The sequence below is a fragment of the Paraglaciecola mesophila KMM 241 genome, from assembly GCF_000315015.1.
Classification (GTDB): domain Bacteria; phylum Pseudomonadota; class Gammaproteobacteria; order Enterobacterales; family Alteromonadaceae; genus Paraglaciecola; species Paraglaciecola mesophila.
Window position 1 is genome coordinate 89,069 of the sequence record NZ_BAEP01000060.1, and the last position, 11,930, is coordinate 100,998.

Annotated in this window: 13 protein-coding genes; 7 read left to right on the plus strand and 6 right to left on the minus strand. The window is 46.3% G+C overall.

The window, feature by feature from the left end:
- Positions 1-2: 2 nt before the first annotated feature.
- The gene (locus tag GMES_RS14675; RefSeq protein WP_006993514.1) at positions 3-989 is read right to left on the minus strand and encodes a GlxA family transcriptional regulator; all 987 of its coding nucleotides are present in this window, start codon (positions 987-989) and stop codon (positions 3-5) included.
- Between the two features lie 204 nt (positions 990-1,193).
- Here GMES_RS14675 and GMES_RS14680 point away from each other — a divergent pair, with 204 nt between their 5' ends.
- Together GMES_RS14680 and GMES_RS14685 are read left to right on the plus strand one after the other, a co-directional pair.
- The gene (locus tag GMES_RS14680) at positions 1,194-2,375 is read left to right on the plus strand and encodes an acyl-CoA dehydrogenase family protein (RefSeq protein WP_039987549.1); all 1,182 of its coding nucleotides are present in this window, start codon (positions 1,194-1,196) and stop codon (positions 2,373-2,375) included.
- 2 nt (positions 2,376-2,377) lie between these two features.
- Positions 2,378-3,517 (plus strand): acyl-CoA dehydrogenase family protein, encoded by a 1,140-nt coding sequence (locus GMES_RS14685; protein ID WP_006993516.1) that lies wholly within the window; start codon positions 2,378-2,380, stop codon positions 3,515-3,517.
- Positions 3,518-3,822: 305 nt separating this feature from the next.
- On the opposite strand, the gene GMES_RS22630 is transcribed toward GMES_RS14685, so the two are convergent.
- Positions 3,823-3,975 carry a hypothetical protein gene (locus GMES_RS22630; RefSeq protein ID WP_006993517.1) on the minus strand — a complete coding sequence of 51 codons (153 nt, stop codon included), beginning with the start codon at positions 3,973-3,975 and terminating at the stop codon, positions 3,823-3,825.
- A gap of 686 nt (positions 3,976-4,661) precedes the next feature.
- Between GMES_RS22630 and GMES_RS14695 the strand changes: the two genes are divergently transcribed.
- Positions 4,662-5,063, plus strand: coding sequence for a GFA family protein (locus tag GMES_RS14695; RefSeq protein ID WP_006993519.1), 402 nt, complete (start codon positions 4,662-4,664; stop codon positions 5,061-5,063).
- 82 nt (positions 5,064-5,145) lie between these two features.
- On the opposite strand, the gene greB is transcribed toward GMES_RS14695, so the two are convergent.
- Both greB and fkpA read right to left on the minus strand, forming a co-directional pair.
- Positions 5,146-5,622, minus strand: a complete 477-nt coding sequence (greB, locus tag GMES_RS14700; RefSeq protein WP_006993520.1) for a transcription elongation factor GreB — start codon at positions 5,620-5,622, stop codon at positions 5,146-5,148.
- Between the two features lie 457 nt (positions 5,623-6,079).
- Positions 6,080-6,829 carry an FKBP-type peptidyl-prolyl cis-trans isomerase gene (gene fkpA, locus GMES_RS14705; RefSeq protein WP_006993522.1) on the minus strand — a complete coding sequence of 250 codons (750 nt, stop codon included), beginning with the start codon at positions 6,827-6,829 and terminating at the stop codon, positions 6,080-6,082.
- 118 nt (positions 6,830-6,947) lie between these two features.
- On the opposite strand from fkpA, the gene GMES_RS14710 reads away from it, so the two are divergent.
- Together GMES_RS14710 and GMES_RS14715 are read left to right on the plus strand one after the other, a co-directional pair.
- Positions 6,948-7,922, plus strand: coding sequence for a WD40 repeat domain-containing protein (locus tag GMES_RS14710; protein ID WP_006993523.1), 975 nt, complete (start codon positions 6,948-6,950; stop codon positions 7,920-7,922).
- Between the two features lie 12 nt (positions 7,923-7,934).
- Positions 7,935-8,147 carry a SlyX family protein gene (locus GMES_RS14715; protein WP_006993524.1) on the plus strand — a complete coding sequence of 71 codons (213 nt, stop codon included), beginning with the start codon at positions 7,935-7,937 and terminating at the stop codon, positions 8,145-8,147.
- A 40-nt stretch (positions 8,148-8,187) separates the two neighbouring features.
- On the opposite strand, the gene GMES_RS14720 is transcribed toward GMES_RS14715, so the two are convergent.
- Complete coding sequence (locus GMES_RS14720; protein ID WP_006993525.1) at positions 8,188-8,394, minus strand: YheV family putative zinc ribbon protein; 207 nt, start codon at positions 8,392-8,394, stop codon at positions 8,188-8,190.
- A gap of 79 nt (positions 8,395-8,473) precedes the next feature.
- On the opposite strand from GMES_RS14720, the gene GMES_RS14725 reads away from it, so the two are divergent.
- Positions 8,474-10,426, plus strand: a complete 1,953-nt coding sequence (locus GMES_RS14725; RefSeq protein WP_006993526.1) for an ATP-binding cassette domain-containing protein — start codon at positions 8,474-8,476, stop codon at positions 10,424-10,426.
- 39 nt (positions 10,427-10,465) lie between these two features.
- Entirely contained in the window at positions 10,466-11,035 is a 570-nt protein-coding gene (locus GMES_RS14730) for a GNAT family N-acetyltransferase (RefSeq protein ID WP_006993527.1), read from the plus strand.
- Here GMES_RS14730 and GMES_RS14735 read toward each other — a convergent pair.
- Positions 11,028-11,924 (minus strand): LysR family transcriptional regulator, encoded by an 897-nt coding sequence (locus GMES_RS14735; RefSeq protein ID WP_006993528.1) that lies wholly within the window; start codon positions 11,922-11,924, stop codon positions 11,028-11,030. The genes GMES_RS14730 and GMES_RS14735 overlap by 8 nt on opposite strands.
- Positions 11,925-11,930 lie beyond the last annotated feature (6 nt).

Here is an 11,930-nt window from a genome sequence, read left to right on the forward strand (position 1 = left end):
GGCTAAATCTGCGTTTTAGTGTCCGTTGGGCGCAAACGTTGGCGATATTCCCTAGGGGTAACATCTGTCAAAGACTTAAACACTTTCGAAAATGAGCTAATATCCCGATAACCCACACCCATTCCAATGGTTTTAATGCTGTCTTGGGTATTGCCCAAGCGGTGCTTAGCTGCTTCTATGCGCAGTCGTTGTAAATAGCGAGAGGGTAACTCACCGGTTGCTTTTTGAAAGCGGCGAATAAAGGTGCGTCTGCTCATGCCAATTTGATTGGCCAACGCTTGTAGCTCAACACTTTGGGTAAAATGCTCGTCTAGCCAGTCTTGTGCCCGGTGAATACCCACGTCTCGATGCTGACGAAAGCCGGCGATATTGATCAAATTCAAATCATAAGTACGACGACTATCAAAGCTGATGTCCCGGGCTAAGCCAGCAGCAATGGATGCGCCGCAAAACTTCTCAACCAAGTGTAAGCTTAAATCCATCGACGCATTCTGCCCGTTTGAGCTATAAATTCTGGCATGCTCAACACTGGCTTGGTTAGCTTGCCACTGAACCTTTGGGTATCGCAGTTCGAACTCGCGCAAATGTCGCCAATAGGTAGTGGCACGTCCACCATCTAACAGCCCTGCTTCTGCCGCCCAAAAAATACCGCTGTTAACCCCTGCTATGCGTGCTCCCTTTGCATGCTGTTTAGCCAGCCACGGGGGAATGCTTGGGTATTGCTCGGTTAGATACTGAAAATCCCCCCAGTAATGGGCCAGCATGATCAGGTCATATGGCTCATCACCAATAACAGCATCACCTTGAATTGATTGCCCGCCATACAGTTGCACTGGCTGGCTATCAGCACTTACCAAATCACAATGAAACTGCTGATCCTTAGGGCGTCGCAAGTTAACGCTGTGAAATAGCTCCATTGAGCCATACACAGTTGATGCCCAAGCGCCGTTAAAAATCAGCAAGGCTACCCGCCATTTTGCATCTGCCACTGTATTCACTCCGCTTTGTTATGTATTCGCCATTTGCTGCGAACACCATTTTTGCATACGCGTCATTTGGCACATATGCCAGATTAAGTGGCATTTTACCCTAAGTACAAAAAGAAGGAAGGGGCGTACAGTAGTGGCATGCAGTATTAAAATGCGGTGGCTATTCATTAGCTATAAATGATCAATTGAACGAGGATGCAGCAAGTGGATATTACCTTTTCGGCTGAGGAATTAGCCTTTCGCGACCAAGTGCGCGAATTTTTAGCAGAGAATTGGACCGAAGATTTAGCACGCAGAATCCGTGGTGAAGACGAAGAGTTCAAAGCGGCGCAAATCGAGTGGCAGAACAAACTAAACGACAAAGGCTGGTTAGCACCAGGCTGGCCGGTGGAACATGGCGGTGTTGCTTGGTCAGTGACTGAGAACTTCATTTTTGAGACCGAACGTTCACTCGCTGGGGCCCCTGATGTGGTGCCTTTTGGCCTAAAAATGGTTGCACCGGTTATTTATGGCTTTGGTAACGACGAACAGAAGAAACGCTTTTTACCACGCATTCTAAAAAGCCAAGATTGGTGGTGCCAAGGTTACTCAGAGCCAGGTGCAGGCTCTGATTTAGCCGCACTAAAAACCAAAGCAGAATTAGACGGTGATGATTACATCGTTAACGGCGCCAAGGTGTGGACTACCTATGCGCAATACGCCGATTGGATTTTCTGCCTAGTGCGCACCGACTCATCAGGTAAGCGTCAAGACGGTATCAGCTTCTTACTGATTGATATGAAAAGCCCTGGCATAACCGTGAATAAAATCTCCTCTATTGACGATCATCACAGCTTGAATGAAGTGGTGTTCGACAACGTACGCGTGCCTGTGGCTAATCGCATCGGCGAGCAAGACAAAGGTTGGACCTACGCCAAAGCTTTGTTAGCCCATGAGCGTACTTCAATTGCCGCTGTGGCTGATTCAAAGCGCCGTTTGCGTGACTTGCGCAAGTTACTCAGCGAAGAAATCAGCGGCGGTCGCCCACTGCTCGAAGATGTGCAATTCCAAAATCGCCTGTCGAACACAGAAATCGAATTGATGGCATTGGAATACACCGAGCTTCGCGTTCTGGCATCAACAGCAGATGGCAAAGGGCCGGGTGTGGAATCATCGTTGCTAAAAATTAAGGGCACCGAAATTCAACAAGCTATCCAACAGATGTACATGGATTTGGCGGGTTATTACAGCGGTGTGCTGCACGGCGATGAAACCGCTGAAAGTATTGGTCACGCCTTTGGTCACGACGCAAGAAAAGCATATATGTACGGACGAGCCGCCACTATCTACGGTGGGTCAAACGAAGTGCAGAAAAACATTACCGCTAAATACGTACTGGGTCTTTAATCATGAATTTTAATTTATCTGAAGAACAAAACATGCTCAAAGACAGCGTTGCGCGCTTTGTGCAAGACGAATATGACTTTGAAACACGCCGCAGCAATGCTGCCAATGCATTAGGGTTTAATCCTGACAATTGGCAAACGTTTGCTGAATTGGGCTGGTTGTCTATTCCATTTGAAGAAGCTTACGGTGGTTTCGGTGGTGGTCCCACTGACGTCATGGCCGTTATGGAAGAAATGGGCAAAGGCCTAGTGGTTGAGCCATTTGTGGCAACCGTACTTATGTTCGGTGGCTTGCTGAGCAAGAGCGACAACGCCGCACTAAAAGATGCGCATATTGAAAAGATCATTGATGGCTCATTGCAAGGTGCATTTGCTTATGTTGAGCGTCAAAGTCGTTTTGAACTAGCGGATGTAAAAACCCAAGCCAAACGTGACGGCGATGACTTTGTACTTAACGGTGAAAAAACCGTTGTGTTCAATGGTGCTGCCGCCAACAAGGTGATTGTGTCAGCCAGAACCTCAGGCAAACAATGTGACGAAGCGGGTATCACACTGTTTTTGATTGATGCAGACGCACCGGGCGTACAGCGCACTTCTTATCGTTTAATGGACGGCCAGTTAGTCGCTAACATCAAACTCACTGATGTGCGCGTAGCCGCAAACCAAGTCGTTGGTGAAGTCGACGATGGTTACAAGCTGATAGATGCTGTGGTAAGCGACGTGACGATTGCCCTGTGCGCTGAAGCCATGGGTATCATGCAAAAGCTCAATACCACCACCATTGAATACACCAAAACTCGTCAACAGTTCGGCGTGGCAATCAGTAGCTTTCAAGCGTTACAACATCGCATGGTGGATATGTTTATGGCGGGCGAACAAGCCAAGTCTATTTTATATCGCGCGGTGTGTGCGGCAGAAAGCGGAGCCGATGATTTAGCTAAAAATATCGCTGCATTGAAAGTGATGATAGGGCGCAACGGTAAATTGATTGGTGATGAAGCCATACAACTACATGGCGGTATGGGTTTGACGGACGAGCTAGATGTTGGCCATTACGTTAAGCGCCTGATGATGATCAACACCACCTTCGGTGATGCAGATTACCAGCAACAGAAGTTTAACCGTTTAGCTTATGCAGAGTAAGCGGCAAGTTGTGATGTAAATATACAGGCCAGCTTATAAAGCTGGCTTTTTTGTATGCATTTATGATCTGCGCTCACTAGAGCATGCGCTTTGCTTATTTATGGCCTTCGGCCACAGAGCATACACTTCGCTTATTTATGGCCTTAGGCCACAGAGCATACACTTCGTGCACTTATGAGCTGAGCTCACTAGAGCATACGCTGCGCGTACGGCATCCATGCTTACTTTCAAACCCCGTCTCGGGGCTCGAGTAACTCTTTCTTCAACAGCTAAGAAGGAGTCACCAGAAAGAAGCCGCCTCCGGCCTATTTTTCGCTCCCATATTTGACCCCGACTTCAGTGCCAGAACGGCGAAAGGTAACATCCATGTAAATCACTTCGCCTTGCCCAGACATCCCTGTCAGGGCATCTGGCAAGCCGACTTCAAATATGGAAAATTGGGGTCGGTAGTAAGTCAAAAGCAGCGACTGCGTCGCCTAAATATGTACTTTGTACATTTGTGAACTGTGTTCACCAAATCATGCGCTTAGCTTACCAGCATCCATGCTGGGTATGACAGACCATCCATGGTCAGCCAGTCACTTTTTCAAAAGACGACAAAGTAACCAAAAAGTCTCTTGCTCCAACAAACTTTCTGATCCGCTAACAGCTGCGCCTTTTTTGTCATACCGGCGTGAGGAAACATCCCTGTGAAGCGCACGCCTTGTCCAGACATCCCTGTCTGGCCATCTGACAAGTCGCTGCTTTTATCGGGAAAGTTTGAGTCGCCAACTGATTCGCTGCGCTTACCAGCACCCATGCTGGATATGGCAAACCATCCGTGGTCAGCCAGTCACTTATTCCCTGCGCGTCTCGTCTAACACAGGACTTGAAAACGCGCTCCCGACGCGGCTTTCACTTGAATTGCATCCATGCAATTAATCCAGCATTAGCCTTCGATGCTCGTGGTGACTTGAATCGGAAATAAAACATGCGCTACGCTTATTTATGGCCTGGTGCCACTGGCGCACGCACTTCGTGCACAGAGTAAGATCTTGGAATTACACTGTATTCCCATAAGTGAAAAGCAAAAAACTGGAAAAATTCAACCTGTACAGTAAGTTACCGGTTATGCAAAAAACATGTAGTTAATAGGGGGAGTTTAATGAATGATCATTTAGGTTCTTGTCTTTGTGAAACTGTCAGCTTTGCGATAAAAGGAGAGTTTGACAGTTTTTATTTATGTCGTTGTCACCGCTGCCAAAAGGACTCAGGTTCGGCTCATGCGGCAAACCTATTCTCACAGTCCGCAGAATTGGTCTGGCTGTCGGGTTTATATGCAGTGACCTCATTTACGCTCCCTAATACTCGTCACAGTAAAAGTTTTTGTAAGCTCTGTGGTTCAGCACTGCCAAATACCCATATCGCAGGCTTGCTCATTGTACCAGCAGGGTGCCTAGACACTGAAATCTCTATGTTACCGACTGCAAAAATTTTTTCAGCCAGCAAAGCTTATTGGGATGCTGAGTTAGAGGGAATAATAGTGTACGAGGGGTTACCGGAGTGAGCAGCCATAACATGACCTAATTATTTATCAGTTTATCCGTCATTTTACGAAAAGCTTCGAGCAAAGATTGGATTACTCGATTCTACTTTTTATATTCAATCGAGGTGACGTACCAGTCTTTGTAGCCGGTGGGGGTTTTGACACTGGCAACATCGTCTACTTCTTTTTTGATTAAGGCTCTGGCCATGGGGGAGTCGATAGAAATATAGCCTTTGGCATCACCGTAGATTTCTTCTGGGCCAACGATGCGAAATTGCTTTGTTTCGCCTTCATCGTTTTCAATCTCTACCCAGGCGCCGAAGAATACCTTTCCCGCCTGTTGAGGGGAGTAGTTAACGATTTGTAATTCAGGCAGCAGCTTACGCAAGTAGCGAACGCGTCTGTCGATTTCTCGCAGCTTTCGCTTGTTGTATTGGTAATCCGCATTTTCACTTCGGTCACCCAAACTCGCCGCCCATGTGACGATTTTGGTGATCTCTGGGCGCTGTTTTAGCCACAGTTCATCATGCTCGTCGTTGAGTTTTTTGTAGCCTTCAGGGGTAATGAGTTTCGTTTTCAATGCTTGTCCTTTTAAAACAGATACTTGAATGTAGATGTGCGAGAAATTGCGAAATGGTATGCGATTTTCTTAAAGCCAGTAGGAATAAAAACCATTTTGTTAGCGCAATTTATTACAAAAATATGACCTTTGCCAACTTCTGTTTTTATCGACTTTAGTCTAATCTTAAGTCATCAAATGGTTAACACGCAGTCGCGATAGTTAGCTGTCTGATTAGATCAAATTTACCCTTATTTTTTGGTGCTAAGGTAGGGCATCTGCAGAGATACAGCATACCAAATTCAATAAATTACCCGGATATTCTGGGCCAAATAACCCTTTCGAAGGGTCTAAAACCGAGGGAATAAGGTTCAGCAAGGACAGAGGCTGATGAGTAAAGAAAAAACCGAACATCAATGATGTTCGGTTTTTTTTATGTCTGTGAATTTATTACCTATAAGGCACTAAACGCGGGTGCTTATTCAGCAGCGCCTTCAGCAGAAGCAACGTCTAATAGCTCAACTTCAAATACCAATGTTGAGTTAGGCGTAATTTTTCCAGTCGCACGCTCGCCGTAAGCTAGCTCAGATGGGATGAAGAATTTGAACTTAGAGCCCACTTTCATCAACTGCACACCTTCGGTCCAGCCAGGAATGACGCGCGAAAGAGGGAAGGTTGCTGGCTCGCCGCGGCTATAAGATGAATCAAATTCAGTGCCATCTAGTAATGTGCCTTTGTAATGCACAGTTACAGTGTCTTCAGCAGTAGGAGATGCTCCTTCGCCCTCGCTCATGACTTCGTACTGTAAACCTGAATCGGTCACTGTTACGCCTTCACGCTCTGCGTTTTCAGCAAGGAATTTCTCGCCATCAGCAATGTTTGTTTCTGCTTTTGCATCAGAAATAGCTTTTTGCTTTTCACGTGAAGCCGCTTCCATAGCTAATGTAAGCGTTTGAATTTCTTTCATATCAAGCTGAGACTGACCTTGTAGCGCCGCTACAAATCCTTTAACCACTAAGTCTTTATCGAGGTTAACGTCTAGTGCTTCTTGTTCATTCATTTTTTGCTCGATGAACTGTCCCACGCTCGCGCCCATTGCATAAGCTTGCTGCTGTGCTTCTGTTTCAAGCTTTTGCTCTTCAACTTTTAGTAAATCCGTGTCTTGTTGACCACAGGCTGTAAGGCCAATGGCTGAGGTAATAAGAATCGCGATAGCGGTTTTTTTCATTTACTTCTCCCCTGAGATAATATGTGTCGAATACGTGACTTGTGAAGTGTTTCAACTTGATAAAGCGCTTATACTAAACGCCCTGAGTGAAAAGAGAAACCCAATTAGGAACAATCCATTGACCGTCTTGTTACGATTAAGTTTAATTTTATTATTACTAACTGGCTGTAGCGGTCCATCGTCAACACCAGTAACCTCATGGCGACATGCTGATGATGGCGCCTATGCGGCTGATATATCAGCGGATGCGTCGCTAGCTGTGGTGTCGAGTGTTACGGGGGGCATAGCGGTTTGGGACCTGCAAAAAAATGAAAAACGTTACACTTGGCAGCACCAAGGCGAGGGAAATAATTTAGTCGCTAATGTACACATTGCTTTTGATAATAGTTATGTGGTGACATCTGACCGTGACGCCTTTGCTCTTTGGAATGTGGTCAGTGGCGAGCCAGAAGGCTTCTGGCGTATTGATGAGTCCAGTATTCGTGATGTGGCTGTATCAAACCAAGGACGGGGGATATTGGTTGGCCGAGGCAATGGAAAGGTTATGTTTTTTGAGCCTAAAACCGGTCGGCGTTTAGAGTTTTTGGGGCACCAAGAAAAAGTGAATAGTGTGGATTTGTCTCCCAATGGTTTTTACGCCCTTACCGGCGGCAATGATTACACTGCTTATCTGTGGGATACCCGAACTGGTCAGGTTATTCATAGTTTTACCCATTCAAGTCGCGTGACCAAAGTGGCGTTAGACGATGAAGGACGTTACGGCTTTACTGCCGATAGTAAGCGTGACGCTAGGGTGTGGGACTTAGCCACAGGTGAAGAAGTAAGTAATCTGCATTACCTCGCCCGGCAAAAAATATTCAGTACTGCCGCGTTTTCACAAGACGGCCAGTACTTGTTAACGGGCTCACCCGCTAAACGATTAAATTTGTGGCGCGTGACCGATGGAAAGAAAATACAAGAATGGCAGGTGTCACCCAGAGAAGGCAGCCGCCCGCAGACGGCAGTGGTATACGGGGTGGGGTTCGCTAAAGACAATCAAATAGTGTCAGAAAGCAGCAGTGGATTAGCTGAATTTTGGCAGATAAACCAGTAATTAGAGTAGGTTATGCAACACATAGAAGCAGATATAGAACAGCTACAAATGAAGGTGGCCTTTCAAGAGGACACTATAGAAGAGCTAAACAAAGCCTTGATTAAGCAACAGAAGCAACTCGAGCTGTTAGAGTTTCAGTTGTCTCATGTTATTAACAAGGTCAAAGAAATTGATGTGCCCAGCGGCGATTCACAAGAAGTTGAACCGCCCCCGCCGCATTACTAGGTTGCTGAGCCGCAGCTACTAGCCAGCTAGGTAAACGAGGTTATTCTGGTTTGAATACGCCAATCACGTTTTCGCTTTGGCGTGAGGCTTGCGTCACTTCTTTATCGGTTTGGGTTTGTTGATAATGGCACTGTACACATTCCATTTTTTCAACATTGTTCTCGAAATAAAGCATCAGTGTATCCATGCTTTTACATTGAGGGCAGGTGGCCCCAGCGATAAAACGCTTTTTAATTTTCGTCGTCATAATCAAGAGGATTTCTTCGGTCAGTCATCTTGCTATCATACCGCAATCGACCGACTATGTTATCCGTCAATAGGCATTCATGATCCAAATTTCTGATTTATCCCTTATGCGTGGCAACAAAATCTTGCTACATGAAACCAATGCAGTGCTGTACCCAGGGCATAAAGCAGGTCTAATCGGTGCCAATGGCTGTGGTAAATCCAGCTTGTTTGCACTTATTCGAGGGGAATTACACCCTGAGCAAGGCGAGTGCAATATCCCTAAAGATTGGCAAGTGGTATCGGTTGCCCAAGAAACCCCAGCAGTTGAGCGTTCAGCCCTTGATTATGTGATTGACGGCGACAAGCTGTATCGGCGCTTACAGGCAGAATTGAGTGCTGCTGAAGACGCCCATGATGGTGTTAAGATCGCCGCGTTACACGGCCAGTTAGATCATGCCGGTGTTTACGATATTGAATCTCGCGCGGCCACAATACTAGCGGGCTTAGGTTTTGCGAACGACGCTATTGCCCGTCCGGTCACCGCCTTTTCAGGTGGTTGGCGTATGCGTTTGAACTTGGCCCAGGCACTTTTATGCCATTCAGATTTATTGTTACTTGATGAGCCCACTAACCACTTGGATTTAGATGCGGTCATTTGGCTTGAAAAATGGCTACAGCGTTATGCAGGCACACTATTACTGATATCTCACGATAAGTCGTTTTTGGATAGCACAGTTAACGAAATTATCAGTGTTGAGCAACAGCAACTGGTTAGCTACACGGGTAACTATGATGCCTTTGAGCGCCAACGTTCTGAGCGCTTACGCTTACAGAACCTGCAGTTTCAAAAGCAACAAGACAAAATTGCCCATTTAGAGTCGTTTATCAATCGCTTTGGCGCTAAGGCCAGTAAGGCCAAACAGGCCCAGAGCCGCGTAAAACAACTGGAGAAAATGGAAACCTTATTGCCAGCACTTGCCGCTTCGCAGTTTAGTTTCGAATTTTTTATGCCGCCCAAATTACCTAACCCTCTGGTAAAAATGGAGCAAGTACAACTGGGGTACGACGACACTATTATCTTAGAGAAACTGCACCTCAATTTAGTGCCGGGTAGCCGCATTGGACTACTTGGTCGAAATGGTGCGGGTAAATCAACATTGATCAAACTACTGGCTGGCGAAAAAGAGCCCATGCAGGGTATTTACGAAACCTCAGCGGGTTTACGTATTGGTTATTTTGCTCAGCATCAATTGGAATATTTGCGCGCTGACGACTCGGCCCTCGCCCATATACAGCGTCTTGATCCAAAAGCCACCGAACAAAGCTTGCGGGATTATTTAGGCGGCTTTGGTTTTAGAGGTGACGATGCTCTTGGGCGTGTGGCGCCTATGTCGGGTGGTGAAAAAGCGCGCTTAGTGTTAGCGTTAACTGTGTATCAAAAGCCTAATTTATTGCTACTCGATGAGCCAACCAACCATTTGGATTTAGACATGCGCCAAGCACTAAACATGGCGCTGCAAGGCTTTGAAGGGGCAATGGTGTTGGTGTCTCACGATCGATATTTACTTACATCGGTTTGTGATGACTTTTATTTGGTGGATAACCAGCAAGTCACTATGTTCGATGGGGATTTAGATGACTATCGTGATTGGCTGTTAAAATCAGACCGAGAAAAGCAATCTGCAGATAAGCTGGCAACTGGCAAAGGCGGTGCTGACGAAGAAGGCGCTGAGGCCAAAGAGCCAAAGTTAGATCGTAAGATTATTAAGCGCTTAGAAGCTGAGTTTAGGCAGGCGACGCAGTCCCTTCGCAAAACGGTACAAACCCAAGAGAAAAAAATGGCCGAGCTTGAAGCCAAACTTGAGGGCATAGAGCAAAAAATGGCCGACCCTGATATTTACAATGCCGATAAAAAAGCCGAGTTAAAAGTACTATTGGCGGACCAAGCGAGTTGTAAAGTTGCCCAAGAAGAAGCTGAAATGCTGTGGCTAGATGCTCAAGAGCAAATTGAAGCCAAACAGGCAGAGTTTGATGCACAGGTGACTGGTTAAGCTAGCGATTAAAAATCGCTAAATACAGAAGGAGAAAGGATGTCTCACCAACTTGAAACTGACAGGCTCATATTGCGCAACTGGTTAGCAAGCGACTATGAGCCATTCTACGCGTTAAATTCTGACCCTGAGGCCATGCGTTATTTCCCTTCACCCTATACTCGGGCGCAAAGCGCTCTCTTAGCGGACAAATGCCAATCTTTGATTCAGCAGCGAGGCTGGGGTTTGTGGGCGGTGAGTAAGAAAGAGGATGAGGCATTTATTGGCTTTGTGGGTTTGCATACGCCAAATGCAAATATGCCTTGCTCTCCTTGTGTTGAGATAGGCTGGCGTCTGCTGCCTCAATATTGGGGTAATGGTTTCGCCACTGAAGGGGCGAAAAAGGCGCTAGAGTATGCGTTTAATGAGCTGGCACTGCCAGAGGTGGTCTCGTTTACTTCAAAAACAAATCAGCCTTCGCAGGCCGTTATGGCGCGAGTTGGATTGCAAGATTCACTCAATAACTTTATTCACCCAGATATTGCTCCTGACCACCCATTAGCGGAACATGTTTTATATCGCATCACCCGAAATGCCTGGCTTGATCAAACAAGACAAAGCGTCAAATGAGCGGTTGGTTAACCTCTTGGTACAAGATCTGTGCAAAGGCATTTGCTGCTGGTGACAATGGCCGATCACGGTATTTCAGCTGATATAAAGGCCGAGATAATAGGCTACTTTCTTTAGTGGAAATCACCTTAATTTTTTTCAGTTCAAGTAAATCTGCGGTGACAACTTGGGGCAATAACGCCACTCCCATTCCTTGGGCAACGCCACGAGCAATCGCTTCATTACTACCTAGTTGCATACTGTTATTCACTGTTATGCCTTGTTCGGCCAATAGCGAAAATGACATTTGCCGGGTGCCCGAGCCAGGCTCTCGCAGCAACCAGCGTTGCTTGCTTAGCCACTTTTCTTTGTCGTCTGAAGGCGTGAATGCGGTTGAACACACGATACTCATAGGATCGTCTTGCCAATGTTGACTACTTATGTGTGGGTCTCGCGCGTCCCCTTCCACCAGAGCTAAGTCTATGGTGCAGGCTAGTAATGTCTGCTCTATTTGAGCTGTATTGGCCACTTGTACTTCTACTTTGATTTGCGGGTACTGTTGGTTAAAACACGCTAAATATGGTGCTAACCAATACCCTGCTATGGTGGTGCTGGCGCCTACCACTAAAGTACCTTGTTTTAATCCTGTGCGCGCTCTTACGTCTTCAAGCGCAGCTTGTTCTATAGCAAATATACTTCTTGCATGATTAAACAAGCTTTGTCCTCCATCCGTTAAGGCTAGCTTCTTGCCTCTGGCTGCCCGCTCAATGAGTTGCATACCCAATTGATGCTCAAGCTCTTTCAATGCTTTAGATACAGCCGGTTGGCTAATACAAAGCGCTTCAGCCGCTTGGGAAAAGCTCCGTAAATGGGCGACGCTATGAAATACCCGAAGCGCATGTAAATTCATATTAAT

Coding starts and splice junctions, on each gene's coding strand:
- GMES_RS14685 (WP_006993516.1), top strand. CDS start 2,378: ATGAATTTTAATTTATCTGAAGAACAAAACATGCTCAAAGACAGCGTT.
- GMES_RS14695 (WP_006993519.1), top strand. CDS start 4,662: ATGAATGATCATTTAGGTTCTTGTCTTTGTGAAACTGTCAGCTTTGCG.
- fkpA (WP_006993522.1), bottom strand. CDS start 6,829: ATGAAAAAAACCGCTATCGCGATTCTTATTACCTCAGCCATTGGCCTT.
- GMES_RS14715 (WP_006993524.1), top strand. CDS start 7,935: ATGCAACACATAGAAGCAGATATAGAACAGCTACAAATGAAGGTGGCC.
- GMES_RS14720 (WP_006993525.1), bottom strand. CDS start 8,394: ATGACGACGAAAATTAAAAAGCGTTTTATCGCTGGGGCCACCTGCCCT.
- GMES_RS14725 (WP_006993526.1), top strand. CDS start 8,474: ATGATCCAAATTTCTGATTTATCCCTTATGCGTGGCAACAAAATCTTG.
- GMES_RS14730 (WP_006993527.1), top strand. CDS start 10,466: ATGTCTCACCAACTTGAAACTGACAGGCTCATATTGCGCAACTGGTTA.
- GMES_RS14735 (WP_006993528.1), bottom strand. CDS start 11,924: ATGAATTTACATGCGCTTCGGGTATTTCATAGCGTCGCCCATTTACGG.